Source organism: Loktanella sp. Alg231-35 (genome assembly GCF_900143545.1).
In the GTDB taxonomy this organism is placed as follows: Bacteria; Pseudomonadota; Alphaproteobacteria; order Rhodobacterales; family Rhodobacteraceae; genus Yoonia.
Window position 1 is genome coordinate 326543 of the sequence record NZ_FREV01000002.1, and the last position, 25527, is coordinate 352069.

The following is a 25527-nucleotide window of genomic DNA, read 5'->3' on the forward strand; positions in this document are numbered from 1 at the left end:
GGTTGATAAACCTTTAACGTTCCAGCGGTGCTAAAACAAAATACAACTCTTGAGAAAACGGGTGGTCTATTCCCACTCGATCGTGCCGGGCGGCTTGCTGGTGATATCATAGGTCACACGGTTGATACCGGGTACTTCGTTGATGATCCGCGTCGCTGTCTCGCCTAGAAATTCATGGCTGAAGGGATAGTAGTCCGCGGTCATTCCATCAACGGATGTCACGGCCCGCAACGCGCAGGCGAAATCATAGGTCCGTCCGTCACCCATTACACCCACAGTGCGCACCGGCAGGATAGCGCAGAAGGCCTGCCAGATCTCATCGTACAGCCCGTGCTTGCGAATCTGGTCGATGTAAACCGCGTCGGCCTTGCGCAGAATTTCCAGTTTCTCACGCGTGATCTCTCCCGGACAACGAATGGCCAGACCGGGGCCGGGGAACGGGTGCCGCCCGATAAACGACTTGGGCAGGCCCAGTTCAACACCCAAGGCGCGCACTTCGTCCTTGAACAATTCGCGCAGAGGTTCGACGAGTTTCAGACCCATCTTTTCAGGCAGGCCGCCGACGTTGTGGTGCGACTTAATCGTGACGGAGGGACCGCCGGAAAAGCTCACACTTTCAATCACATCGGGGTAGAGCGTGCCTTGGGCAAGAAAGGCCGCATCTTCGATCTGATCGGCGTATTTCTGGAACACGTCGATAAACAGCTTGCCGATGATCTTGCGTTTGGTTTCAGGGTCGGATTGGCCTTCAAGTTCACCTAAGAACAGCTCTGTTTCATCTGCGTGGATGACTTTCAGGTTCATATGATCGCGGAACATGCCCACAACTTCTTCGGCCTCATTGAGGCGCAGCAAGCCGTGATCGACGAATACGCAGGTCAACTGATCGCCAATGGCTTCGTGCAGCAAGGCTGCGGCGACTGACGAATCAACACCGCCGGAGAGCGCGCAAATCACATGCGCATTGCCCACTTGTTCCTTGATCGCCGCAATCGCCTGCTCACGGTAGGCGCCCATGGTCCAGTCACCGGTGAAACCAGCCAGACGGACAAAGTTTTCATACAGCTTCGCCCCGTTGGGTGTGTGATGCACTTCGGGGTGGAATTGCACAGCATAGAAGTTGCGTGCGACATCGGCTGTGATGGCATAAGGCGCATTGGGCGAGGTGCCGTAAACCGCAAAACCCGGAGCGATTTCAGAGACATGATCGCCGTGGCTCATCCAGACTTGTTCTTTATCCGCAGCGAACCAACCGTCAAGAAGCGACAGCTTGCTTTCAGGTGTGACATAGGCGCGGCCAAATTCAGCGGTGCCTTCGCCGCTGATCACCTTGCCGCCCAATTGGGTCATCATCGTTTGCTGGCCATAGCAGATGCCAAGCACAGGGATGCCCATGTCAAAAAGCGACTGAGGCGCGCGAGGTGATCCTTCACGGGTCACGCTATCCGGCCCACCAGAGAGGATCACCGCCCGTGGGGCGAAATCAGCCAAAAAGGCGTCTGTGACATTCTGATAAGGGTGGATTTCGCAGTAGACGTTTAATTCGCGCAGGCGACGGGCAATAAGCTGCGTCACCTGACTGCCAAAATCGATGATAAGAAGGCGTTCGTGCGTGATGTTTTCCATGGCGCGTCGGTAAACGCAGGCCCGGATTTGTGCAAGGGGGAGGATGCCAAATTGAACCGGGCAAAATTTGCCGAAATGTGATATCTTTGGTGGTATTATAGACGGAGATATTACGATGCAGATATTTGAACACACGCTGGCGCGCGTGGCCGTATGGAATTTGGCAGGGTTTGGCGGCATTGGTAGCGACCGGATGAAACGGCAGGCCGAGGGGCTTGCCTTGCTGGACGCCGAACTGGTGACGTTGGTTGAGGTCAATCCAGTCAGCTATATTGATGCGCTGGCCGCAGAGATTGGCACCTATGGCCTGCACTATGACACAACGATTCTGCCGCAACCGGGTGGGTTGCATATCGGGTTCCTGCACAAAAAAGGTGTTGAAGTGAAAAACGCCACGCTGATCCCCGGATCGCAAGGCGATTATGCCAATGGACGCCGGGCCATTGCGGTTGACGTCAAGATGGGCCGATTTTCGGCGCATGTGCTGGGCGTGCATTTGAAATCGGGGCGCGACAAGGCAGAACAAAGGTTGCGTGATACGCAATGCGTCGCCATCGGCAACTATCTGACGAACCTGCGCAATACCCCCGGTTTCATGCGTAAGACATTGCTGCTGATGGGAGATTTCAACATGATCCCCGGTCAGGACGTCAGCAATTTCCACCATCTGGGGGGTGATGACCTGATGGATTTCGTCTCAAGCTGGGATTTGCAGGATCGGTTCAGCCATATCCTTGATAAGGGTCGGGCCAACTTGTTGGATGGGTTTGCCGTCTCACGGACCTACGCGACCGACTATGTGCGCGGCTCGCTCCGCCTGTTTCCGATGCATTGGACGATGGATATGGGCCGGGAGCGATTTAAGGATGAAGTGTCCGACCACCTGCCATTTGTCGCGAGTTTCCGTGTGTTCTGAGCGCACATGTCGGTTTTCCCCCTGAGGGGCCGCAAAATCGGCAGGGTTGGGCGGTGGCACATTGTATCACATGCGCAACTGCTACCTCTGACGGGAGAACCGAAATGTCTGATGCACCTGCAAAAACCACACGTCGTGGTCGTGGCGGAGGTGGCGCCGCGCGCCGGGCAGAGCGGACAGCAGTCAGTGTTGAAACCGCCAAGTATATTCAGCGGAATGTGCCCAACTACGAAGTGCTGACCGAAGAGGCACTGGACGTGATCGAAGCGAATGCCGAGACCGTTTTGGCCGAGATCGGCGTGAACTTTGTTGATAACCCCAAAGCACTGGCCCGCTGGAAAGAAGCCGGTGCCGAAATTGACGGCGAGCGCGTGCGGATCCCGCGTGGTCTGGCGCGAAAGCTATGTGCCCTGGCTCCTTCCGAATACACCCAGCATGCCCGGAACCCTGAACGCAGCGTTGTCGTTGGCGGCAAGAACCTTGTGCTGGCCCCGGTCTATGGCCCGCCATTCGTGCGTGATGCGGAAGGCGGCCGCCGCTATGCGACCATGGCGGATTTCGAGAAATTCGTGAAGCTGGGCTATATGTCGAAATGGCTGCACCACTCCGGCGGGACAGTTTGCGAACCGACAGACGTGCCGGTCAACAAGCGCCACCTTGATATGCTGCTTACGCATATGGTCTATAGCGATAAGCCTTTCATGGGCTCCGTGACCGAACCCAGCCGCGCCCAAGATAGCCTTGAGATGTGCGAAATCCTGTTTGGCAAGGAATTCGTGCAAGACAACACGGTGATGACCTCGCTCATCAACATCAACTCGCCCCTGACATTCGACAGCATCATGATGGGCGCGCTAGAGATTTTTGCGAAAAACAATCAGGCCTCGATCATCAGCCCGTTTATTGTGGGTGGGGCAATGGCGCCGGTCTCTGTCGCTGGCACGCTGACGCAGGTGCTTGCTGAAGTGCTGGCAGGCGTGGCTTACAGCCAGATTATCCGCCCCGGATCGCCTGTGGTGATGGGCACATTTGTGACCTCAATCGATATGAACTCCGGCGCGCCGACGTTTGGCACGCCTGAGGCATCGCACATCACATATGGGGCAGGGCAGTTGGCCCGCCGTCTGGGTCTGCCTTATCGTTCTGCTGGGTCTTTCTGCGGGTCGAAATTGCCGGATGCGCAGGCCGCCTATGAGACTGCGAACTCATTGAATATGGGCCTGTTGGCGGGTGTGAACTTTATGTTGCACAGCTGTGGCTGGCTTGAGGGTGGGCTTGTCGCATCATTTGAAAAATTCGTCATGGACGCCGATATGCTGGGAACGCTGCACCACTTTGCCCAAGGTGTAGACATGTCCGAGAACGGACAAGCGATGGGCGCGATTGCAGAGGTTGGCCCCGGCGGCCACTATCTTGGGTGCGAGCACACGCAGGCGAACTTTAAGACGGCCTTTTGGCGGTCCGATCTGTTCGACTACAAACCCTTTGAGACATGGGACGAAGAAGGCGCGCGCGATACGCAGACCTTGGCAACGGCACGCGTTGCCAAGCTGCTGGACACCTATCAGCAGCCCATGCTCGACCCAGCGATCGAATCCCAGCTACGTGCTTATGTGGCCGAAAAGAAGGCCAGCATGCCGGACGCCTTTACCTAGTGTCAGAACCCTAGGGTCAGGGCCCTAGGCAATATAGGGGGTGGTGGCGCGCATCAGTTGCGCCTCACCCAGAATGGCAATCAATGTGTCGACATGCCGGGCAGGGCTATAGCCGCCGGAATGGGTCACGCGTTGCCCGTCAAGCTCTGCTTCCAGCTCAAGCAACTGCATGATCGCCTGACCATGCCGGGGCAGTCGTTCGCCCTTTAACAGCCGTGGCAGATGCACATTGCGGCGGTAGTCATCAACACCAAAGCGGGCCGCACGGGCGAGCAGGGGTGGGCGCTTGAGTGTGGCGATCCGTGTTTGAATATCCAGCATCTGTCTATTTCTCCTTACAGCATTTGAAGTCACCTTTAGCTTACACAACTCAAGCGGGTGTTGCGGATTTCGCGGCACCTCAGAACGCTCCGGTTACAATTGTTTATGTTTTATAAATAATGGTTGATGAGCCGGTACTCACGTTAACCAATCAGTAACCATACACGCTCAGGTAGTATTGGCGCCGTGCGGTTTCTGGGGGTGGGGAAGCCGGGATCGTGTTGATGAAAATGGGCGAAAGGATGCAAAATATGACAATAGCGATTGGGTCCTCTTCACAGCCGCATTTTCCACAGTGGGTGCCGGATGCAGCCCGGAATTATCTTGTTCACACAGAATCTGGCCTGTCGATCCGTGCGCTGGCGCGCGCCAGCGACTGCCATCCATCAACAGTTCTTCGGCAGGTTCGCCGGTTGGAGGGACGTCGTGATGATCCGCTAATTGACGCGGCATTACGGGCGCTCTCTGCGCAGCATGTTGCGCATTTTGTAGCCAAAAAAAGGGAAACGAAGACGATGAATTTGGAGTGCTTAAAAAGTGAGCCAGCACGGCCAGCAGGCCTGACACAGGCCCGTATTGATCGGGAAGCAAAACGTATTTTGCGCCGCCTTTGCGAGCAGGGCGCGGTCTTGGCCGTCGCCCGCGAGATGGAGACAGCCGTTGTTGTGCGCATGTCGCCCGAAGGCGAGCAGGTTCGCACAGCAGTGGTGGAGCGTGAGATCGCACAGGCCATGGCACTCAAGGACTGGATCACCTGCCCGGATCCCGACGGGCGCATCGCGCGCTATTTCATCACTAATCCGGGCCGTGCCGCACTGCGCCGCCTGACTGCCGAAGATGATAATCGCGCCAGCGGTTTTGCCGAAAGGCACACCGATCCCGAAAGTGATGCGGCCTGGGATATTGCCGCCATCGAAGGCACGACACGCCCCCAGCATCGCCATTTTGCCACCGAAAGCCCCTTGATCGGGCTGGCCCGCCGCAAGGATCGCGACGGCAAACCGTTTCTTGCCCGTGATCTGGTGGCCGTCGGCGAGCGCTTGCGCGAGGACTTTGAACTGGTCGAGGTGGGTATCGGTGGTCCGGCCACGTGGGAAAACCTGATGGACGATGACACACCTCTGGCCATCGCCACTGGGCCCAAGGGGGCGCTGGCTGCTTACAACCGCATTAATGCTGCCTTGGCAGATCTTGGCCCCGGTCTGGGGGATGTGGTGTTGCGATGTTGTTGCTTTCTGGAAGGATTGGAACAAACCGAAAAGCAGATGGGTTGGTCGGCGCGCTCGGGCAAAATCGTGCTGCGCATCGCGCTGCAACGGCTGCAACGGCACTACGAAGAAACCCACGGGCGTTATGGTCCGATGATCGGCTAGCTAGCTTTGCCATGCATCAAAAGCAGCCCCGCCATGTTGTGTACTCTGTCTCATGGACATCATGAGGGGCCGACGCTAGGTAAGTGTTAGCAATGACGGAGCCTTGCATGTCCACACGTGACCTGAAAATCCCGGCACAGCGCCATCCGGAAAAGCAACGCCGCCCGGATGCCGCCCAGCCTAAAAAGCCGAACTGGATCAGGGTCAAAGCCCCAACGTCGGACGGCTATAAGCAAACGCGCGACATCATGCGCGAGCACAAGCTGGTTACGGTGTGTGAAGAGGCGGGCTGCCCCAACGTGGGGGAATGCTGGTCGCAAGGCCACGCCACGATGATGATCATGGGCGAGGTCTGCACGCGGGCCTGTACGTTCTGTAATATCGCAACAGGCAAACCGCCCGAGGCTTTGGATGTGTTCGAGCCGGGGCGTGTTGCCGACGCGGTCAAGAAATTGGGACTGAACCACGTTGTTATCACCTCGGTGGACCGGGATGATGTCGAGGATGGCGGTGCCGAGCATTTTGCGCAGACTATCCGCGCGGTGCGGCGCCAATCGCCCGGCACCACCATTGAAATTCTCACACCTGACTTTATTCGATGTGATCCCAGTGTGTTAGAGGTCGTTGTTGAAGCCCGCCCCGATGTCTTCAACCACAACCTCGAAACCGTGCCTGGCCTTTATCCGCAGGTTCGCCCCGGCGCGCGCTATTTCCATTCCTTGCGCCTGTTGCAGCGCGTTAAAGAGCTTGACCCGACTATGTTCACCAAGTCGGGCATTATGGTTGGTCTGGGCGAGGACAAACAGGCCGTTACGCAAGTGATGGAAGATATGCGCGCGGCCGACATCGATTTTCTGACGATTGGCCAGTACCTGCAGCCTACACCAAAGCACCACAAGGTGGATCGGTTTGTGACGCCAGAGGAATTCGCTGCTTACGAAAAGGCAGCCTTTGGCAAAGGGTTCCTGATGGTGTCGGCGACGCCGCTGACGCGGTCATCCTATCACGCAGGCGATGATTTCGCGCGATTGCGGGATGCGCGGAACAAAAAGCTGGGGCGGGGCTAGCCCAACAGCACGTGGAGATCGGGGACGGGCAGTATTTGTTGCCGTGGCTCAGTCTTGATTTGACGCCGATGCCGGTTGCCACTGCAGTTCGTCAGCCCATTTGCTAGGGTCCTAGCCCTACAAAGGCTATCACGTGAAGTGGCCCATTTCACGAACACATGGGTATTCAGACAGGCGCTTTTCTGATTTTCTGTCGAATAGATTTAAAAATAAATATTTGATGGAGGTGATTTATGAACTTCATTCTTGAAAAATCCACGGATGTATTCCGGCTTGTTCTGGCAGTGGGGTTACTTTGCTGTGTGATCCTCGTTGTGATCGAGGTGGTCTATGCACAGGGCGCCGATGCGTCGGCAATTGCACTAATGAATACCCGATTGACTCCGGTGCTCCTGTTAACGGGGGTGATCATCACCGCGTTTTTGGTTGTGCGGATTGAAAATGCACTGGCAATCAGCATCTCGGTTCTGATTATCGGGACGGTTGTTGCTGGCGATCGGTTTCTGCTTAGCATTACCGCGCTTCTTACGGATAATGGTGGTGAGGCAGGAACTTTTGTGCGTGATATCTATGCGTCGCAGCCAAATGGGCAATTCACGTCACTCAGTGATCCTGGAAACCTGGAAACCTTTGCCGCTGAAATCGTCCGCGCGATCGAGGAAACGCAAAGCAAGGAACTCGGGGAAGATGCGGCTGTCGGTGTTGTGCAAGAGTATATTTCGCGCGCAAGGGTATCGCAGCTTGCGTCGGATGTGACAAGTAACGGAGCGCAGCAACCGATGTTGGTACTGCTGCGGCCAACCGACGATGCGGCGGCATTCTTTCAGCTTAACCAGGCAAATGGCGTCTTGCGCGATCAGATGCTTTATCTGCGGCAAAACGGTTTGGTCTCATTTTCACTGTTGGATTACAGCGATGCAGCCCTCACGGAAATTGGTCTTGAAGTAGCAACCGCACTCAATCGCCCTTTCGAAGTCATTGAGACGCCAATTGTCGTGGAAGACCCGATGATAGAAGATTTTTTTGACACGATTGATCCAGACAACCTGGAAACCATTGCCCTCGGCACACAGGAAGTTGCAGTGCCGTTAGAATGGACCGATCAAGCAGGGTGGTTCATTGCGCTGGACGTATCCGAGCGAGACATTTTTGTTTTCGAAACAACGGACCCGGGTCCAGCCGATCTCGACACCATTCTTACGTTGTTCACGAACGAGGGTGAGGTTTTGGACATCAATGACGACGATGGAACAAACGCCTTGTCACGCGTCACTGCCGAGCTTGATGTGGGGCGTTATGTCCTCAATGTGCGCGAATTTGGCGGGGGCGGCGGGCGTGTATCTGTACGAATGCGCAACTAGGGTCAAAGCACCGCGACGCGTTGTCACCTACGATTTGTCCGGTTCCTCAAACCGTACCTTGCCGATGAACGGCAGGTTCCGGTTGCGTTGCGCAAAATCGATGCCGTAGCCGACAACAAATTCATCGGGGATTTCAAAGCCGGTCCAGCTGGCCTTGAGATCCACCTCGCGCCGCGCAGGTTTATCCAGCAATGCGATGGTCTTGAGCCGGGCTGGTTTACGCGACATCAGGTATTTCGTCACATGGGCCAGCGTGTGCCCAGTATCAACGATATCTTCGACCACCAGCACGTCACGGCCTTCAATCTGGCCACGCAAATCCTTGAGAATGCGTACTTCCCGGCTGCTTTCCATGCCATCGCCATAGGATGAGGCTTCGAGAAAATCGACCTCGACAGGCAAGTCCAGTTCGCGCACTAGATCGGCGATAAATACAAACGACCCGCGCAACAGCCCCACAACAACTAGCTTGTCGGTTGTCTTGAACTCTTTGCGGATTTCGCGGGCGAGGTCTTCAATCCTTGCAGCAATCGCTTTGGCACTGATCATTTCGTCAATCACGTAATTTTGGTGCGGCATAGGGGCCTCAATCTGGGGAAATGGGTTGATTTTCGTGCCCAAGAATACGACATCCAGTGCCGAAGTCACCCGCGAAAGACCCCGCATGCCAAGTCATTCTGAAACGAAATTCCTGCCCTATACCGCGCGGCAGATGTATGACCTTGTGGCAGATGTGGGCAGCTATCCCAAGTTTCTGCCCTGGACGGCGGCGGCGCGCGTGCGCAGCGTTACCGAAAAGGACGATCACGATGTGATGTTGGCCGATCTGGTAATATCGTTCAAAGTCTTCCGCGAGAAGTTTGGCAGTCGGGTCACCCTGTGGCCTGAGGCGTTGAAAATCGACACCGAATACCTGGACGGCCCTGTGCGGCATCTGGAAAGCCAGTGGAGCTTTCGAGACGTTGAAGGCGGCTGTGAAGTGTCTTTTGCTGTTGATTTTGAATTCAAGAGCCGCCTGCTGCAAGGTGCGGCGGGCATGTTCTTTAACGAAGCGATGCAGCGTGTGGTGCGGTCGTTTGAACGGCGCGCAGTAGAGCTTTACGACTGATCTACAAATGCCTGCAATTTTGTCTGGCTGTGTGTGTCGAGGTGGCTTCCGCGCGACGCATCATCTGAACGGCGGGTACAATCAGCCCTGACATACAAACGCCCGTGTCGTTTCCGATACGGGCGTTTGTGATCTGCTTAGAAGGGCTTTAGCTGTTGAACTCGTAAGCCCGTTCGCCATGCACTGATAGGTCCAGCCCGTTCACTTCGGTCTCATGATCCACACGCAGCGGGGTGATCGCCTTGCAGATATAGATCAGCGCGATTGTCACCACAGCTGTGTAGCCGCCCACAATCACAAGGCCGCCCAATTGTGCCGCCCATGCGCCGGCACCAAAGACCGCAATCATGATGGTCCCAAAGATCCCGCCAACTCCGTGAACGGCAAAGACGTCCAACGTGTCGTCGATCTTTACCTTGTTGCGGATCATATTCACCGCTTCCTGGCACAGGATACCGGCCACGCCGCCAATGATCAGCGCCTCAACCGGCCCGACAAAGCCCGACGCAGGGGTGATAGACGCAAGACCTGCGATTGTGCCTGTCACCATGCCAACCAAGGAGGCTTTGCCGAACTTGATCCGTTCCCACAACGCCCATGTGAGGGACGCCGCCGCGGCCGAGATATGTGTCACTGTCAGCGCCATTGCGGCACCGCCATCAGCGGCCAATTGGGACCCACCGTTGAACCCAAACCAGCCAACCCAAAGCATCGCAGCCCCGATCATGACCATGCCGGGGTTATGTGGTGGCTTGGACGGGTCCCGCCGTGCGCCCAGAAAGACTGCAAGGATCAGGGCCGCCAGACCTGCGGTTTCATGCACTACGATGCCGCCTGCAAAGTCACGTACGCCGACATCACCAAAGATGCCGCCATCCGCCAGCATGCCGCCACCCCAAATCCAATGCACAACAGGCGCGTAGCACAGCAGCATCCACAGAGCGGAGAACAGCAGCACAAAGCCAAAGCCGATCCGTTCCACATAGGCGCCGACGATCAGCGCTGGGGTGATGATTGCGAATGTCATCTGAAAGGCAAAGAACAGGACCTCGGGCAGGGTGCCCGACAGAGTGTCAGCGGTGATACCGGACAAGAACATCTTGTCCAACCCGCCCCAGTAGCCGCTGGTCCCAGAGCCAAATGCGATGGAATAGCCGAAGGCGAACCAAAGAATGCTCATCAAACAGGCAATGGCATAGCAGTGCATAAACACGCTTAACACATTGCGCGCCCGCACCAGCCCGCCGTAAAACAGTGCCAGCCCCGGCAGTGTCATGAATAAAACAAGCGCCGTGGCCACGATGATCCACGCTGTATCCGCTCCGTTCATTGTCCTCTCCTTTAGGTCTTTTTGTTGGAGGGGGTTAGGGCGGAATTGCGCTGCTTGTTAAATGTGCGACGCGCCGTGACATGGCTTAAAACAGGGGCTATTTGTGAAGTGATGAAGAATTAGGCGGAATGGGTGGCGGGCGATTACGTTTTGTGCGCAATTGAATCGACAGCATATCCGAACAGGGCCAGCCCATGAACCCGTGCCGCTGCCCGTACTGCATCCCGGCCCAGCGCCCCAAACTCAACCGTTTCGGTGGTTACACCCTTGGGGCTGGCCAGCCCGAAACACACACGCCCTTCGGGTTTGTGTTCTGATCCGCCCGGTCCAGCGATACCTGTGATCGCAACGGCGATATCGGCGTCTGAATGCGCGCGCGTGCCGGTTGCCATTTCAGCGGCGACCTCTTCGGACACTGCGCCATGCGCATCCAACGTTGCTTGTGCGACGCCCAGCATCTGCATCTTGGCAGCATTGGTATAGGTCACAAACCCCCGATCAAAGATCGCTGAACTGCCGGGGATATCGGTGATTGCCGCACTCAACATCCCGCCCGTGCAGCTTTCGGCGGTGGCCAGTAGTACACCTTTGGCCTTGGCGGCCTGCAGCAGGTCGGCGGCGGTCATATCAAAACGATATGATAAAGTGCTGCCAATGCAATCACGCCAATGGCGGCAAAGATCCCCGCAATCACATCGTCCAGCATCACACCTGTGGGCCCATGCATTCGGTCCGCCCAACCCACTGGGCCCCATTTGGTGATGTCAAACAGTCGAAACAGCGCAAAGGCCGCGATCCAGCCGGGCCAGAGGGCAAGGATATCCGCGTCTTGTCGCGCCGCGCCAAAGGCAAGTGGCAGCAAGGCGATCCATTGGCCACAGACTTCGTCAATCACGATCTCGGATGGGTCGTGGTTGTCCTTGCCCTTGGTCTCGATCCCTGTGGCCCAGACGCCCAGCGCATAAGACAGCACAACGCCCGCGAGCAGGCCCCAAGGGCCGAACAGCATATAGATCGCCCATCCAGCGGGCAGGGCGGCCAGCGACCCCCATGTGCCGGGGGCCGGGCGGATGTGGCCGACATAAAAGAAGGTGGCGATCAGATGTGTCATGGTTTGACCAATGTGACTGTGGCGAGGGCGGCAATGCCTTCCTCGCGTCCGGCAAAACCCAGTTTTTCCGACGTTGTGGCCTTCACACTGATCCGGTCACTTTCCAGCCCCATATAGGCCCCCATCACGGCTTTCATCGCATCCTGATGTGGGCCGATTTTGGGGTGTTCGCAGACCATGGTGCAATCGACATTACTGATGCCGAACCCGTCCGCTGCGGCCAAAGCCACAGCATGTTCCAGAAAGATATGGCTCGCGGCCCCTTTCCATTGGGGGTCGGAAGGCGGGAAATGCTGGCCGATATCACCTTTGCCCAGCGCGCCATAAATCGCGTCCGTGACCGCATGCATGCCCACATCGGCATCGGAATGACCTTGCAGGCTGCGGGTGTGCGGGATTTGCACGCCGCAAAGCCAGACATGATCACCCGGCCCAAAGCGGTGAACGTCAAAGCCATTGCCACAGCGAATATCCATTTCGGACCTCATCAGTTTCGCCGCCCGTGCGAAATCGGCGGGCGTGGTAATTTTGATGTTGTCTTCATCGCCCGGCACGATGGCAACGTCCAGCCCTGCTGCACGGGCGACGGCGACATCGTCGGTTTCTTGCCCGGTGCTTGCGGCATGCGCGGCCAAAAGCGGGGCAAGGCGAAACCCCTGCGGGGTCTGCGCACGGTATAGCCCATCGCGGTCTTGCACAGCGTCCACCAAACCCTGCCCACCACGCCAAAGCGTGTCCGTCACGGCGACCGCAGGGGCTGCACCTTGGTGATTGTTCAGCGCCGCCAGAACCCGGTCGATGACCTGTGCCGTCACCAACGGGCGGGCGGCGTCGTGGATCAGGACTTGGGTGGTTGTATCATCCAGCGCTTTCAAACCGGCCTGCACCGATGCGGCACGCGTGGCACCACCGGTTACAATAGTGGCCTGCGGTGCGCGCGGCCAATGGTCGGTTTCTACATCATCGGGATGCAGCACCAGCACCAGCTGTGCGATTGCCGGATGGGCCGCGAAACAGGCCATTGCGTGGGCCGCAACGGGCCGCCCGCCAAGCGATTGCCATTGCTTTGGCAGATCACCCCCGGCGCGGGTGCCGCGCCCTGCGGCGACGATGATGGCGGCTGTTGTCATGGGGTATCCATTGGTTTGCATCACAGGTTTAGGCCGCGGCGGTTGCTGACGCAATTCGACAATTCACCGCGCAGAATGCACAAAAAATAGGCACATGCCACTAAAGCAGGACAAATTGAGCCTCGTTTCGTTGTGCCAAGGGCCAATCCACCCTATTCCAGCAGCAACGCATAACCTTTGAACGAATGATGGTTCCTTTGGCAAACCTCGATTCCTTGTCTCTGAATGATGTGGCGCTTGCGCCGCCGGTCGCACTTGCACCTTTGGCAGGCATCACCGATTTGCCGTTTCGCCAGTTGGTGGCCTCTTTCGGGGCCGGCTGGGTAGTGAGCGAGATGGTCGCCAGTCAGGAAATGGTGCAGGCCAAACCGGGTGTGCGCGAGCGGGCAGAGCTTGGGTATGATCAGGCGGGCACTGCGGTGCAAATCGCCGGGCGTGACGCCTATTGGATGGCAGAGGCCGCCCGCATGGTCGCGGGCAATGGTGCCGCTTTCATCGATATCAACATGGGGTGCCCCGCCAAGAAGGTCACAAACGGCTATTCCGGTTCTGCCTTGCTGCGCACGCCTGATCACGCGCTTAGCCTGATCGAGGCGGTGGTGAATGCCGTGGATGTTCCTGTGACGTTGAAAACCCGGTTGGGCTGGGATGATGACAGCCTCAATGCCGCCGATGTCGCCCGGCGGGCAGAGGGGGCGGGCATCAAGCTGGTCACGATCCACGGGCGCACCCGCTGTCAGTTCTACAAAGGGAATGCGGATTGGACGGCGATCCGTCAGATCAAGGATGCGGTGTCGATCCCGGTGATTGCCAATGGTGATATTGTTGACGCCGGTACGGCGCGAGAGGCGCTGCGTCTTTCAGGCGCTGACGGCGTTATGATCGGGCGCGGCGCGCAAGGGCGGCCTTGGTTGCTCGCACAAGTGGCCGCAGAGCTTTACGGGCTGCCCGCACCACAACTCCCGCAAGGTGACGCGCTGACACAGATGATCTGCACCCACTACGAGGCGATGCTGTCGTTCTACGGGGCTGAGATGGGCCGCAAAGTCTCTCGCAAGCATCTGGGCTGGTATATGGATGATGCCCGCACAGAGCCAGCCTTGCGCAAGGCGATCCTGACCCATGCTGATCCTAGGGATGTGTTGCGCGATTTGCCCGACGCCATGGCAATGCAGGTGGCGGCATGATCCTCGAGGCGCGTCTTTGGGCATCGCTGCCGGTGCCGTCACTGATGCTGGACGGGCAGGATGTCATCACGATGAGCAACCCTGCGGCGGAAAACTTCCTCAACATGTCAGCCAAGGCGTTGGAAGGGCAACGGTTGTGGGAAAAGGTGATGATTGATGCACCACTCGAAGGGCCGTTTCAGCGCGCGCGCATCAACCGCACATCGCTGTTCGTCAATGATGTCGATGTGGGCAGCGGTGAGCGCGCGCCGATGCTGTGCAACATCCAGTTCGCGCCATTACAGGGCAGTGAAGACACAATGATCGTGATGATCAGCCCGCGCGAGATTGCCAGCCGGATCAACCAGAACCACTCTACCGGTAAGGCCGCGAAATCTGCCATTGGCATGGCCGAAATGCTGGCCCATGAGATCAAGAACCCGCTTGCGGGTATCACCGGCGCGGCCCAGCTTCTTTCAATGGGGTTGACGCCGGAAGATCAGGAAATGACGGATCTGATTGTTGCCGAAAGCCGCCGCATTGTGAAACTGCTCGAGCAGGTCGAACAGTTTGGCAACCTGCGCCCGCCCGAACTGAAACCAGTGAACATCCACGATGTGTTGGACCGCGCGCGGCAATCAGCCGCCGTAGGGTTTGGTGCACATATGCTCTTTGTGGAACAATACGACCCGTCATTGCCGCAGACGATGGCGGACGCTGATCAGCTTTTGCAGGTGTTCCTGAACTTGCTCAAGAATGCCTCGGAGGCTTGCAAGGACGCGGGCACGCTGCGCTTGCGCACCTTCTATGACACCTCGCTGCGTGTGCGCCGGTCTGACGGCACGCAGGCCAGATTGCCCTTGCAGGTCGAGATTATCGACGATGGACCGGGCCTGCCGCGCGAGATTGCTGATGATATTTTCGAGCCCTTCGTGTCAGGCCGCGAAAATGGCACCGGGCTGGGGCTGGCGTTGGTGTCCAAACTAATCGGCGATGCTGGCGGCTGGATCTCTGTCGAGAGCGTGCCGGGGCGCACGGTGTTCCGTGTTTCACTGCCCGTAGCCCCCAATGACAACGCATTAGGAGAAACGTAATGGACGGGACAGTTCTTGTTGCTGATGACGACCGGACGATCCGAACGGTGCTTACGCAGGCGCTGACCCGCGCGGGCTGCAAGGTGCATGCCACGTCGTCGCTGGTCACGCTGATGCGCTGGGTGGACGAAGGTAAGGGCGATCTGGTGATCTCGGATGTGGTTATGCCCGATGGCAACGGGTTGGACCAACTGCCCAAGATTGCAGATGCGCGCCCCGGCTTGCCCGTCATCGTCATTTCGGCGCAGAACACGATCATGACGGCCATTCAGGCGGCAGAGGCGGACGCCTATGACTATCTGCCCAAACCGTTTGATCTGCCTGATCTGATGAAACGCGCCGCCCGCGCGTTAGAGGTCAAACGCCGTGCGCCCGTCACCCGCAACCCTGATATTGCCGCGACCGAGCAGGGCGGTGATCTGCCACTTGTGGGTCGCACGGCAGTGATGCAAGAACTTTACCGTCTTGTGGCGCGGGTCATGAATACGCAATTACCGGTGCTGATCACCGGCGAAAGCGGGACAGGAAAATCCCTGATTGCGCGCGCCGTGCATGATTTCTCGGACCGGCGCAGCCTGCCGTTTGTTGTGGTGTCGGCCTCTGATCTGGAAGGGATGGATGGTCCGTCAACCGTGCTGAACCGGGCCATGGGCGGGTCTATCCTGTTTGATGAAGTCAGCGACCTGTCAGAGCCCGCGCAAGCGCGCATTGTGCGGATGCTGGACAGTTTGGGCGACAATGCGCCACGGATCATGGCGACGTCTCAGTCCGATCTCATGGTGCGGATGGAAGACGGGCACTTCCGCGAGGATCTGTTTTATCGTTTGGGTGGTGTCACGGTTGCCGTGCCGTCCTTGCGAGAACGCGTCGATGATATCCCGCTGCTGGCCGACCATTTTCTGGCCCGCGCAGAACGGGACGGCGGGCCGGTCCGGCGCTTTGGCGACGCGGCCATTGATCTTGTGCGCGCCTATAGCTGGCCGGGCAATGTGCGGCAGTTAGAGAACGCTGTGCGTCGTCTGGTCTTTACCGCCGCCGAAGAAGAAATCACGCGTGGCGAGGTTGAGATGGTGTTGGGCAATCAGCCAGCCATTGAGCCGCTGCGGTCAGGTGGCGAAGGCGAAAAACTGAGCGCCAGTGTCGCAAAGCATCTGCGTCGGTACTTTGATCTGCATGGGGGGGTGTTGCCGCCACCGGGGCTCTACAATCGGATTCTCAAAGAAGTTGAAGGGCCATTGATCGAAATTGCCCTCGATTCAACAGGTGGAAATCAGGCCAAATGTGCTGATTTACTTGGGATAAACCGCAATACACTGCGCAAGAAGATCACCGATCTCGATATCCGCGTGACTCGCCGCCGCAAGTTGATGTAAAACCGCAACATAACCGTGGCCTTGGCGCGTCAGCGTCACTGAAAGGTCACATATCAACAGCGGCATCGTGAGGGCGACCTCACCACAGTATTGGGCTCTGCACGTGCAGCGAACCCTTCCAGGACTGAACTTTTCGCGGCTGAACCGGTGGTTCCGTCAGCGGCAGGTTCAAAGTGCGCTCACAACGGGGCTTGTGATTGCGGCGCCAATTTTGGCGGCGCTGACCTATTTTGTTGTTGGTCCTTACGAACAAAGTGCGGCGTCCAACGCGCTGCGGCTCGTGCTGCTGCTTGACCTGATTTATGTGCTGGTCGTGGCGGCGCTGGTGTTGCGGCAGGTCGCGCGGATGGTGGCGGCACGGCGCGCACGTTCGGCGGGTTCGCAACTTGCGGTGCGCTTGACCGGGGTTTTTGCGATCACGGCATTGGTGCCCATCGTGCTGGTTGCTGTGTTTTCGGTTGTCCTGATTTCCATTGCGCTGGAGGGGTTGTTTTCAGAGCCTGTTGGCAACGTGCTGCGCACCTCTCTGACGACAGCACAGGCCTATGAGGAAGAGCACCGCAAAGAGCTGACCCGCGACGGGCAGGGCCTGGCGGCCTATCTGGACCGCGAGCGGCAGGGCAATCTGTTCATGGATGATGGCGAGGTGCGGCGCGCTTTGGGCGAAGTGCAAGCGCAGATTGAACGCGGCCTGACAGAGGCCTTTGTCATCGACGGTCTGGGTAATATCACGGCACGCGGTGCGCGGTCTTATGAGTTCGGCTACGAGCGCCCCGATGCCACAGATTTTCTGCTGGCCGAGAACAACGGGTTGGCGATCATTGAGGATCTGGAGAGCAACGAATTCCGTGCGCTGATCCCGCTAAGTGCCTTTCGCGACCGTTATCTATACGTGACCCGCGCGGTGGATGGCACGGTCTTGTCCTTGCTGGATGACACCACCGAAACGGTCGAGCAATACGAAGAACTGGCCAATGAACGGGGGCAACTCCTGTTCCAGTTTGGCCTGCTTTATCTGGGCTTTGCCGTGATCCTGATCCTTGGTGCAATCTGGGGTGGTCTGTGGTTTGCCGAACGGTTGTCGCGGCCCGTCGGCCGTCTGGTGTCTGCGTCACAGCGGGTGGGCTCGGGCGATCTGGATGTACGTGTGATCGAAGACGATGGCGAAGATGAGATTTCGCAATTGGGCCATTACTTCAACCAGATGACCAGCCGGCTCAAGTTCCAGCGCGATGAGCTGCTTGAGACCAACCACGCAACAGAGCGGCGGCGGCGGCTGTTCGATTCCGTGCTCAGCTCGGTCACCTCGGGCGTTGTGGGGTTGGACCCGCACGGGCGCGTGACATTCGTGAACCCCTCAGCGCAACGTCTGCTGTCGGTGTCGGACCGGTCCGAAGCAACAGCGCTTTCTGTTGCAGTGCCAGAGTTTTCGGACCTTTTCGCGCGGGTGCGTGCCACGGATAAGGAAAGTGTGCAGGATCAGATCAATCTGGTGCGCAAAGGCCAACAAGAGAGCCTGCTGGTGCGCATGTCGCAGCGCCGCAATGATGATGGCACGCTTGAAGGCTATGTTGTGGCCTTTGACGATGTGACCGATCTGGTCAGCGCGCAGCGTATGGCGGCCTGGGGTGATGTGGCGCGTCGCATCGCGCATGAGATCAAGAACCCACTGACGCCTATTCAACTGTCTGCCGAACGGATCAAGCGTAAGTTCCACAATCAGGTTGGCATGGACGCTGACAAGCTGGAACAGATGACTGATGTGATTGTCAGGCAAACCAATGACTTGCGGCGCATTGTTGATGAATTTTCCAAATTTGCCCGGATGCCAGAACCTGAACTGGCGCTGAACGATCTGACGCAGCTGATCCACGATTCCCTGTCGCTGCAGATGGCGGGGCAACCGGACGTGTTCTTTGCGGCCAGCATCCCAGACGAGCCGGTTTTGATCGATATGGACGACACGATGATCGGTCAGGCGCTAACCAATCTGCTCAAGAACGCAGGCGAGGCGACCGAGACTTACATAGAAAAACATGGCGCCGAAGGTTACCGCCGGGAAATCCAGTTGCGGATGATCCGTGAACCGGGTCAGGTGGTGATCAAGATCTCGGACAATGGCATTGGCCTGCCAGAAAACCGCTCGCGACTGTTTGAGCCTTATGTCTCAAGCCGTGACAAGGGCACGGGCCTTGGCCTGCCGATCGTCAAGAAGATCATTGAAGAACATGGCGGAACACTCACGCTGACTGACGCCGATGTCTTTCAGGGGCAGGACCATTCCGGTGCCTGCGCCATCATTCAATTACCTGCCGTCTCAGCCGAGGCGCAGGCCGCAAAGATACCAGCATGAGGGTAACATGGGCGATATTCTAATCACTGACGACGAACGCGACATTCGCGAGCTGATTTCGGAAATCCTGATTGATGAAGGGTTTACGACGCGGCTGGCGGGCACGTCTGACGAATGCATGGCGCAAATCGCAGCAGAGACGCCCGCATTGATGATCCTCGATATCTGGCTGAAAGACAGCAACATGGATGGGATCGACATTCTGAAGTCGGTCAAACGCGATCATCCCGATGTACCCATTGTCATCATTTCCGGGCATGGCAATATCGAAATTGCGGTCGCGGCGATCAAACAGGGGGCTTACGACTTTATCGAAAAGCCCTTCAATATTGACCAATTGCTGGTGGTTATTCGTCGGGCCATGGAGACCTCACGCCTGCGTCGCGAGAATGTAGAGCTGAAACGCGGCGAGACCTTCAGCGCTGACATGCTCGGCGACAGCGCGGCTTTCCGTAACCTCAAATCGCAATTGGACAAAGTCACCAAATCCAACGGCCGCGTCATGCTAACCGGCCCTGCGGGGGCCGGTAAAGAGATCGCCGCGCGCTATGTCCACGCGAATTCCAGCCGTGCTGGCGCGCCTTTTGTGACAGTGAATTCCGCATCCATTGAGCCGGAGCGCATGGAAGAGGTGTTGTTTGGCCGCGAAGACAGCGGACGCGGGATTGAACCGGGCCTGCTGGAAGAAGCAAACGGCGGTGTCGTCTACTTTGACGAGATCGCTGATATGCCTTTGGGCACGCAGTCCAAAATCCTGCGTGTACTGGTCGAACAGCGCTTTCAGCGCGTGGGCGGCGGCGACAAGGTGCAGGTGGATCTGCGCGTCGTCTCAAGCACCAACCGTGATCTGAACACGGCAATTGCAGATGGCGCCTTCCGCGAAGAACTTTATCACCGTCTGAACGTTGTGCCGATTGCGGTACCGTCGCTGGAAGAACGGCGCGAGGATATTCCCGTACTGGCCGAGCACTTCATAGATATCTTCAACAAAGCCCAAGGCCTGCCGTTGCGCAAACTGGCCGATGATGCCCGCGCATTGCTGCAAACGATGCATTGGCCCGGTAATGTGCGCCAGTTGAAGAACGTCGTGGAACGTGTTCTGATCCTTGGTGAAAATGCGGATGAGATTACAGCACGTGAACTGCCCAGCGGCGAAGAAGGCGGCAGTGACGAAGGGCGCATCGTCCTTGCGGGCGGATTGGCGACATTGCCATTGCGTGAAGCGCGCGAACTTTTTGAGCGGGAATACCTGCTGACCCAGATCAACCGCTTTGGCGGTAACATCAGCCGCACAGCGTCGTTTGTGGGCATGGAACGCTCGGCCTTGCACCGCAAGCTGAAGTCCTTGGGGGTGGTGACAACAAACAAGGCCGGGGGCCGTGTGGCCTATGTTGAGGATGACGCCGAATGAAGGTGATCATTTGCGGCGCGGGGCAGGTGGGTTGGCAAATCGCCCGCCATTTGTCGGGTGAAAACAACGATGTGACCGTCGTTGACAACAATCCCGAACTGGTGCGCCGGGCAACCGATACGCTGGACGTGCAAGGGATCGCGGGCTTTGCAAGCTATCCTGACATCCTCGACCGGGCGGGTGCGCGCGACGCCGATATGGTCATTGCTGCAACACATTCGGATGAGGTGAACATGGTCACCTGTCAGGTGGCCCATTCGGTTTTCGCAGTACAGCGCAAGATTGCGCGCCTGCGGGCGCAAAACTATTTGGAACAGGGGTATTCCGACCTTTATCGCCGGGATCACCTGCCGATTGATGTGGTGATCTCGCCCGAGCGTGAAGTAGCCGAGGCTGCGTTGCAGCGCCTTGCCGCACCCGCAGCGTTTGACACCGAGAGCTTTCTAGAAGGTCGCGCCCAGCTATTGGGCATCACGATTGACGAAGACTGCCCGGTAATCAACACGCCTTTGCGGCAGTTGACCGACCTGTTTTCCACATTGCGCGCTGTCGTCGTTGGCATCAGGCGCGAGGGCGCGCTGTTTGTACCATCCGCGGGCGATCAGATATTCCCAGAGGACGACGTTTACGTCTTCAGCATGACCGAGGATATGCCCCGCACGCTAGAGATTTTCGGGAAAACACAGTCAAAACAAGAGCGTATCGTCATTATCGGTGGCGGCAATGTGGGTCTTGGCGTTGCAAAGGCCCTCGAAGCACGCACCGAACGCGTGCGCGTCAAGGTCATCGAGAAAGACCGTGAATGCGCCGAACTGGCGGCAGATGCGCTGGACCGCACGATTGTGTTGCATGGTGACGGGCTGGACAGCGCCTTGCTGGAAGAGGCCAACATCAGTTCCGCCGATGCGGTGCTTGCGGTGACAGATGATGACAAAACCAATTTGCTGGCCTCGGTACGCGCGAAAGAATTGGGTTGTGAGATGGCGATCACGCTGATCAATGACCCAACGCTGGTGCCTTTGATGGGGCCGCTGGATATTGACGCTTACATCAACCCACGCGCTACGACCGTCAGTTCAATCCTGCGCCATATCCGCCATGGCCGTGTGCGCGGTGTGTATTCCATCGGCGACGCCGAGGCTGAGGTAATCGAAGCGCAGGTGTTGGGCACTTCACCGATGGCCGGGCAACGGATCAAGGATATCTCATTCCCGGAAGGGACGTTGATTGGGGCCGTCATGAAGGAACACAAATTCGTCAGGCCAACGGGTGAAACCCGCGTCGAAGAAGGCGATGTCGTCGCGATCTTTGCCATGGCCGACGACGTGCCAGAAGTGGAACGGCTCTTACAGGTCTCGATCGACTTTTTCTGATGGGATGGATTGTCCGCCTGCCGTTCTTTGTGGTCCTCATGGGGCTGGGTGCGATTGCGATGATCGTGCCCGCAGTGCATGGCGCGGTGATGGAAGATTTCAACACCATGCGGGTGTTCTTCTACGGCTTTATCCTGTTTTCCGTGCTGACCTTGCTGATCGGGCTGGCCACGGCAGGTTACAGCCCCAGAAGCGTGGCGCGCAGCCAGTTGATCGGGCTTTTGTCGGCTTTCAGCGTGCTGCCGATCATGTTTGCGATCCCTTTCTACGAAGCGGTCGGGAACACGACATTCCTGAACGCATGGTTCGAAATGGTGTCGAGCTTTACCACCACAGGGGCCACTGTCTATGACAACGCGGGGCGGTTGACGCCGTCACAGCACCTGTGGCGGGCCTTGGTCGGTTGGCTGGGCGGGTTGCTGGTCTGGGTGACGGCAGTGTCGATCTTTGCGCCCATGAACCTTGGTGGGTTTGAGGTGCGCGCCGCTGCCTTTACCGGAAAGGGGGCGGTTGGATCGTTTACGCAGATTGGCCGGATTGTTGACCCATCCGAGCGGCTTGTGCGCTATACGCTGTCGCTGACACCAATTTACATTGGGTTGACCGGCGCGCTCTGGATTGGCCTCGTGATCGCGGGTGAATTTCCATACATCGCGCTGACCCATGCAATGTCGACGCTTTCGACATCCGGCATTACGCCGATAGGTGGGCTTTACTTTGCGGCGTCCCGGTTTTGGGGCGAATTGCTGATCTTCTGTTTCTTTGCCTTTGCCTTGTCGCGCCTGACCTTCAGCAGGGCGCTAACTGGCGAGGGTGACCAGGGGGTGCGGCGGGACCCGGAGTTTGTCACCGCATTGATCTTGATTGGCACTGTGACGGGCACGCTGTTTCTGCGCCATTTCATTGGGGCGGCAGAAGAAGGTGACGCGGCCAGTTTGACCGACATGGCGTCGGCTCTGTGGGGCACGTTGTTTACAGTGACGTCATTTCTGACGACGACCGGGTTTGAATCCTACTACTGGGACGGTGCGCGCATCTGGTCCGGGTTAAGCACACCGGGGCTGTTTTTGATGGGCATGGCATTGATCGGGGGCGGCGTGGCAACGACCGCCGGGGGCATCAAGCTGCTGCGCATCTACGCGTTGTTCCGGCATGGCGAGCGCGAGCAGGAACGCCTGCTGCATCCGTCCTCTATCGGTGGCGGGGGCAGGGATGCGCGCCGCATCCGCAAGCAGGGGGCGTTTATCTCTTGGGTGTTCTTTATGCTATTCGCGATCAGCATTTCGGTGGTCATGCTGATGTTGTCACTGACAGGCGTGCAGTTTGAAACCTCAATGGTGCTGGCGGTCTCGGCGCTTTCTACCACCGGGCCGCTGGCATCGGTCGCTGCTGAAACGCCGATTTCCTATGCTGGCATCCCGGATGCGGCCAAGGCCATTCTGGCCTTTGCGATGGTGTTGGGGCGGCTTGAGGCGTTGGCGATCATCGCTCTTTTCAACCCTGAAATCTGGCAACGTTAACGGGTTGACCCAAAATGATTTTTGGGGGTGGAAACTCTGGAAATGCCACGACATACTGCCACGCAAGAACGAGGGGGGCCGGGTTGCGGCCGTAAGAACAAGAAAAAGGGTGTCGCAATGGCTGCCGACAAAGCAAATCTGCAAGATGCGTTTCTTAACCATGTCCGCAAAACCAAGGTTCCGGTCACGATCTTTCTGGTCAATGGCGTGAAGTTGCAAGGTGTAATCACCTGGTTTGACAGCTTCTGCGTGTTGTTACGCCGTGATGGGCAATCACAGCTTGTCTATAAAAGCGCCATTTCCACGATCATGCCTGCCCAGCCGATCAGCCTTTATGAAGGCGAAGAGTAACTTTGCTTGAACACGACCGGCCCGTCACACGGGCTTGGGTGCTGCACCCTGATCTGAAAAGCGATCACCAACGCCGTGATGCTGAACCTGCTTTGGAAGAAGCAGTTTCACTGGCCGCCGCCTTGCCTGATTTGCAGGTTGTGGGGGCGGATGTTGTGCGCTTGCCGAAAATTCATCCGGGCAAGCTGTTTGGCAAAGGCAAGATTGCAGAGCTGAAATCGGTGCTGGCCGCCAATGAGGTGGAACTGGTTTTGATCGACGGTCCGGTCACGCCTGTCCAGCAGCGCAATCTGGAAAAGGAATGGGGCGTTAAGCTGCTTGATCGTACTGGGCTGATATTAGAGATTTTCAGCGACCGCGCGCGCACCTCTGAAGGGGTGCTTCAGGTCGAGATGGCCGCGCTGTCCTATCAACGCACGCGGCTGGTCCGCGCCTGGACCCACTTGGAACGGCAACGTGGTGGTTTGGGCTTTGTCGGCGGTCCGGGTGAGACCCAGATTGAGGCGGACAGGCGCGCCATTGACGAACAACTCAACCGCCTGCGCAAACAATTGGCGAAAGTGGTGAAAACCCGCGAATTGCACCGTGCGTCCCGCGCCAAGGTGCCATTCCCGATCGTGGCCTTGGTGGGCTATACCAACGCGGGCAAATCGACGCTGTTCAACCATTTGACGGGTGCAGAGGTTTTGGCGAAAGACATGCTCTTTGCGACGCTTGACCCGACCATGCGGAAAATCGTGTTGCCGACGGGGGATGAGGTGATCATGTCCGACACGGTGGGTTTCATCAGCGATCTGCCGACCGAACTGGTCGCTGCCTTCCGTGCCACTTTGGAAGAAGTGCTAGACGCAGACCTGATCGTGCATGTGCGCGACATCAGCCATGCGCAGACAGAAGAGCAGGCGCAGGATGTGCAAGCGATCCTGCAAAGCCTTGGTGTAGCCGAAGAGGCCCCGACGATTGAGGTCTGGAACAAGGTGGACCTGCTGGAAGGGGACGCCCGCGACGCGGTGATCACACAGGCCGAGCGGATGGACGACCTTTATGCGATTTCTGCGGTCACAGGCGAGGGGCTGGAGGCGCTACTGGCGGCCATCCCCGACAAGCTGAAAGATCCACGCAGCGAGGCAGACCTGTCACTGGAGTTTGCCGAAGGCCGCAAACGGGCGTGGCTGTTTGAGGCGGGCGTAGTGACCGAAGAAGTGCAGACCGAGACGGGGTATGACCTGACGGTATTCTGGACGGCGCTGCAAAAGGAACGGTTTGCGCGGTTGTGAGGTCTGCTTTGCGGACCTAACTGGCTTTCGCTACAACTAAGTCAATGTCCGGTCTGGCGAACCGTTCAACAAACGGTCCTATTGGGAATTATTTGGTGCATACCGCTTAGTACTGTATATGAACCCAACATTAGGCAGCAGCAGGTTTGAAGCAAATGCGAGCATTGGCTTTGGGAAGTGATTTGGTGGCACAAACCTTGTCCAACTTTCATGTTGAACTGCATGAATATCCTTCCGGCAGTGGCAATTTATCAGATTTTCCGATCCGAATTTGGGTGCTCCCGTTGGAAGGAAAGCAGGCCATCGAAATATCAGTCGGCCCAAGTGGCGACAGTATCCAAATGCACTTCGGAAATCCCGAACCAGTGGACATGGGAGAGTTTGGCCGCACGCTAATTTTGCCGCAGTTTTCGGATGCCAATGATTGTGAACAAAGCATATTGGATTGGCGAATTGAGCCATCCGATGAGGGACAAAAACTGATATTGGCATTGTCAAGCGGTTCTGCACTAACATTGGCCTGTCATGGTGATGACGAGCTGCGCCCGATGATTTCCTGATCTTAAAATACATTCTAAAAGCTCTCGTTTTTGGTACGGGTGCAAAACACT

At 57.5% G+C, this 25527-nt stretch carries 23 protein-coding genes; 16 read left to right on the forward strand and 7 right to left on the reverse strand.

The annotated features are described in order from the left end of the window. Positions 1–66: 66 nt before the first annotated feature. Positions 67–1626 (reverse strand): glutamine-hydrolyzing GMP synthase, encoded by a 1560-nt coding sequence (gene guaA, locus DHN10_RS05230; protein ID WP_108814189.1) that lies wholly within the window; start codon positions 1624–1626, stop codon positions 67–69. Between the two features lie 115 nt (positions 1627–1741). On the opposite strand from guaA, the gene DHN10_RS05235 reads away from it, so the two are divergent. Further along, positions 1742–2542 carry a GMP synthase gene (locus tag DHN10_RS05235; protein WP_108814518.1) on the forward strand — a complete coding sequence of 267 codons (801 nt, stop codon included), beginning with the start codon at positions 1742–1744 and terminating at the stop codon, positions 2540–2542. Positions 2543–2646: 104 nt separating this feature from the next. After that, positions 2647–4197: a trimethylamine methyltransferase family protein gene (locus DHN10_RS05240; protein ID WP_108814190.1), complete on the forward strand. Its 1551-nt coding sequence runs from the start codon at positions 2647–2649 to the stop codon at positions 4195–4197. Positions 4198–4221: 24 nt separating this feature from the next. On the opposite strand, the gene DHN10_RS05245 is transcribed toward DHN10_RS05240, so the two are convergent. Then, on the reverse strand, positions 4222–4518 hold the full coding sequence (locus DHN10_RS05245; protein ID WP_108814191.1) for a DUF6477 family protein: 297 nt from the start codon (positions 4516–4518) through the stop codon (positions 4222–4224). Positions 4519–4769: 251 nt separating this feature from the next. On the opposite strand from DHN10_RS05245, the gene DHN10_RS05250 reads away from it, so the two are divergent. The 3 genes from DHN10_RS05250 to DHN10_RS05260 all read left to right on the forward strand — a co-directional run bounded on the left by DHN10_RS05250 (position 4770) and on the right by DHN10_RS05260 (position 8319). Beyond that, positions 4770–5891, forward strand: coding sequence for a DUF6456 domain-containing protein (locus DHN10_RS05250; RefSeq protein ID WP_108814519.1), 1122 nt, complete (start codon positions 4770–4772; stop codon positions 5889–5891). 107 nt (positions 5892–5998) lie between these two features. Continuing rightward, positions 5999–6958, forward strand: a complete 960-nt coding sequence (gene lipA / locus DHN10_RS05255; RefSeq protein ID WP_108814192.1) for a lipoyl synthase — start codon at positions 5999–6001, stop codon at positions 6956–6958. A 314-nt stretch (positions 6959–7272) separates the two neighbouring features. After that, complete coding sequence (locus tag DHN10_RS05260; RefSeq protein ID WP_159086924.1) at positions 7273–8319, forward strand: hypothetical protein; 1047 nt, start codon at positions 7273–7275, stop codon at positions 8317–8319. Between the two features lie 27 nt (positions 8320–8346). Here the strand turns inward: DHN10_RS05260 and hpt are convergent, their stop codons facing one another. Beyond that, positions 8347–8898, reverse strand: a complete 552-nt coding sequence (gene hpt, locus DHN10_RS05265) for a hypoxanthine phosphoribosyltransferase (RefSeq protein WP_108814520.1) — start codon at positions 8896–8898, stop codon at positions 8347–8349. Positions 8899–8983: 85 nt separating this feature from the next. Here hpt and DHN10_RS05270 point away from each other — a divergent pair, with 85 nt between their 5' ends. Then, positions 8984–9427 carry a type II toxin-antitoxin system RatA family toxin gene (locus tag DHN10_RS05270; RefSeq protein ID WP_108814194.1) on the forward strand — a complete coding sequence of 148 codons (444 nt, stop codon included), beginning with the start codon at positions 8984–8986 and terminating at the stop codon, positions 9425–9427. A gap of 148 nt (positions 9428–9575) precedes the next feature. Here the strand turns inward: DHN10_RS05270 and DHN10_RS05275 are convergent, their stop codons facing one another. The 4 genes from DHN10_RS05275 to DHN10_RS05290 form a co-directional block, all read right to left on the reverse strand. Continuing rightward, complete coding sequence (locus tag DHN10_RS05275) at positions 9576–10757, reverse strand: ammonium transporter (protein WP_108814195.1); 1182 nt, start codon at positions 10755–10757, stop codon at positions 9576–9578. Between the two features lie 143 nt (positions 10758–10900). Next, the gene (locus tag DHN10_RS05280) at positions 10901–11383 is read right to left on the reverse strand and encodes a CinA family protein (RefSeq protein WP_108814196.1); all 483 of its coding nucleotides are present in this window, start codon (positions 11381–11383) and stop codon (positions 10901–10903) included. Further along, on the reverse strand, positions 11380–11868 hold the full coding sequence (locus DHN10_RS05285; protein ID WP_108814197.1) for a phosphatidylglycerophosphatase A family protein: 489 nt from the start codon (positions 11866–11868) through the stop codon (positions 11380–11382). Before DHN10_RS05285 ends, DHN10_RS05280 begins: the two co-directional genes overlap by 4 nt. Continuing rightward, entirely contained in the window at positions 11865–12998 is a 1134-nt protein-coding gene (locus tag DHN10_RS05290; protein WP_108814198.1) for a bifunctional 2-C-methyl-D-erythritol 4-phosphate cytidylyltransferase/2-C-methyl-D-erythritol 2,4-cyclodiphosphate synthase, read from the reverse strand. Before DHN10_RS05290 ends, DHN10_RS05285 begins: the two co-directional genes overlap by 4 nt. A 188-nt stretch (positions 12999–13186) precedes the next feature. On the opposite strand from DHN10_RS05290, the gene dusB reads away from it, so the two are divergent. From dusB to DHN10_RS05340, 10 genes are all read left to right on the forward strand, one after another. Beyond that, on the forward strand, positions 13187–14185 hold the full coding sequence (gene dusB / locus DHN10_RS05295; protein WP_234417036.1) for a tRNA dihydrouridine synthase DusB: 999 nt from the start codon (positions 13187–13189) through the stop codon (positions 14183–14185). Next, a complete protein-coding gene (locus tag DHN10_RS05300) occupies positions 14182–15258 on the forward strand; it encodes a two-component system sensor histidine kinase NtrB (RefSeq protein WP_108814200.1) in 1077 nt (358 codons plus the stop codon). The genes dusB and DHN10_RS05300 overlap by 4 nt, the downstream gene beginning before the upstream one ends. Further along, positions 15258–16631 (forward strand): response regulator, encoded by a 1374-nt coding sequence (locus tag DHN10_RS05305; protein WP_108814201.1) that lies wholly within the window; start codon positions 15258–15260, stop codon positions 16629–16631. The genes DHN10_RS05300 and DHN10_RS05305 overlap by 1 nt, the downstream gene beginning before the upstream one ends. Before the next feature lie 103 nt (positions 16632–16734). Next, a complete protein-coding gene (locus DHN10_RS05310) occupies positions 16735–18984 on the forward strand; it encodes a sensor histidine kinase (RefSeq protein WP_234417037.1) in 2250 nt (749 codons plus the stop codon). A 7-nt stretch (positions 18985–18991) separates the two neighbouring features. After that, the gene (ntrX, locus tag DHN10_RS05315; RefSeq protein WP_108814202.1) at positions 18992–20395 is read left to right on the forward strand and encodes a nitrogen assimilation response regulator NtrX; all 1404 of its coding nucleotides are present in this window, start codon (positions 18992–18994) and stop codon (positions 20393–20395) included. Continuing rightward, a complete protein-coding gene (gene trkA / locus DHN10_RS05320) occupies positions 20392–21768 on the forward strand; it encodes a Trk system potassium transporter TrkA (protein WP_108814203.1) in 1377 nt (458 codons plus the stop codon). Before ntrX ends, trkA begins: the two co-directional genes overlap by 4 nt. Continuing rightward, the gene (locus tag DHN10_RS05325; protein ID WP_108814204.1) at positions 21768–23288 is read left to right on the forward strand and encodes a TrkH family potassium uptake protein; all 1521 of its coding nucleotides are present in this window, start codon (positions 21768–21770) and stop codon (positions 23286–23288) included. The genes trkA and DHN10_RS05325 overlap by 1 nt, the downstream gene beginning before the upstream one ends. Before the next feature lie 117 nt (positions 23289–23405). Continuing rightward, positions 23406–23639 (forward strand): RNA chaperone Hfq, encoded by a 234-nt coding sequence (gene hfq, locus DHN10_RS05330; RefSeq protein ID WP_007204924.1) that lies wholly within the window; start codon positions 23406–23408, stop codon positions 23637–23639. A 2-nt stretch (positions 23640–23641) separates the two neighbouring features. Next, positions 23642–24916, forward strand: a complete 1275-nt coding sequence (gene hflX, locus DHN10_RS05335) for a GTPase HflX (RefSeq protein ID WP_108814205.1) — start codon at positions 23642–23644, stop codon at positions 24914–24916. 155 nt (positions 24917–25071) lie between these two features. Next, complete coding sequence (locus DHN10_RS05340; protein WP_108814206.1) at positions 25072–25476, forward strand: hypothetical protein; 405 nt, start codon at positions 25072–25074, stop codon at positions 25474–25476. The last annotated feature ends 51 nt before the right edge of the window (positions 25477–25527 follow it).

Excerpts from the sequence above, each read along its gene's own strand:
- guaA (WP_108814189.1), bottom strand. The coding sequence starts at position 1,626 with ATGGAAAACATCACGCACGAACGCCTTCTTATCATCGATTTTGGCAGT.
- DHN10_RS05235 (WP_108814518.1), top strand. The coding sequence starts at position 1,742 with ATGCAGATATTTGAACACACGCTGGCGCGCGTGGCCGTATGGAATTTG.
- DHN10_RS05240 (WP_108814190.1), top strand. The coding sequence starts at position 2,647 with ATGTCTGATGCACCTGCAAAAACCACACGTCGTGGTCGTGGCGGAGGT.
- DHN10_RS05245 (WP_108814191.1), bottom strand. The coding sequence starts at position 4,518 with ATGCTGGATATTCAAACACGGATCGCCACACTCAAGCGCCCACCCCTG.
- DHN10_RS05250 (WP_108814519.1), top strand. The coding sequence starts at position 4,770 with ATGACAATAGCGATTGGGTCCTCTTCACAGCCGCATTTTCCACAGTGG.
- lipA (WP_108814192.1), top strand. The coding sequence starts at position 5,999 with ATGTCCACACGTGACCTGAAAATCCCGGCACAGCGCCATCCGGAAAAG.
- hpt (WP_108814520.1), bottom strand. The coding sequence starts at position 8,898 with ATGCCGCACCAAAATTACGTGATTGACGAAATGATCAGTGCCAAAGCG.
- DHN10_RS05270 (WP_108814194.1), top strand. The coding sequence starts at position 8,984 with ATGCCAAGTCATTCTGAAACGAAATTCCTGCCCTATACCGCGCGGCAG.
- DHN10_RS05275 (WP_108814195.1), bottom strand. The coding sequence starts at position 10,757 with ATGAACGGAGCGGATACAGCGTGGATCATCGTGGCCACGGCGCTTGTT.
- DHN10_RS05280 (WP_108814196.1), bottom strand. The coding sequence starts at position 11,383 with ATGACCGCCGCCGACCTGCTGCAGGCCGCCAAGGCCAAAGGTGTACTA.
- DHN10_RS05285 (WP_108814197.1), bottom strand. The coding sequence starts at position 11,868 with ATGACACATCTGATCGCCACCTTCTTTTATGTCGGCCACATCCGCCCG.
- DHN10_RS05290 (WP_108814198.1), bottom strand. The coding sequence starts at position 12,998 with ATGACAACAGCCGCCATCATCGTCGCCGCAGGGCGCGGCACCCGCGCC.
- dusB (WP_234417036.1), top strand. The coding sequence starts at position 13,187 with ATGGTTCCTTTGGCAAACCTCGATTCCTTGTCTCTGAATGATGTGGCG.
- DHN10_RS05300 (WP_108814200.1), top strand. The coding sequence starts at position 14,182 with ATGATCCTCGAGGCGCGTCTTTGGGCATCGCTGCCGGTGCCGTCACTG.
- DHN10_RS05305 (WP_108814201.1), top strand. The coding sequence starts at position 15,258 with ATGGACGGGACAGTTCTTGTTGCTGATGACGACCGGACGATCCGAACG.
- ntrX (WP_108814202.1), top strand. The coding sequence starts at position 18,992 with ATGGGCGATATTCTAATCACTGACGACGAACGCGACATTCGCGAGCTG.
- trkA (WP_108814203.1), top strand. The coding sequence starts at position 20,392 with ATGAAGGTGATCATTTGCGGCGCGGGGCAGGTGGGTTGGCAAATCGCC.
- DHN10_RS05325 (WP_108814204.1), top strand. The coding sequence starts at position 21,768 with ATGGGATGGATTGTCCGCCTGCCGTTCTTTGTGGTCCTCATGGGGCTG.
- hfq (WP_007204924.1), top strand. The coding sequence starts at position 23,406 with ATGGCTGCCGACAAAGCAAATCTGCAAGATGCGTTTCTTAACCATGTC.
- DHN10_RS05340 (WP_108814206.1), top strand. The coding sequence starts at position 25,072 with ATGCGAGCATTGGCTTTGGGAAGTGATTTGGTGGCACAAACCTTGTCC.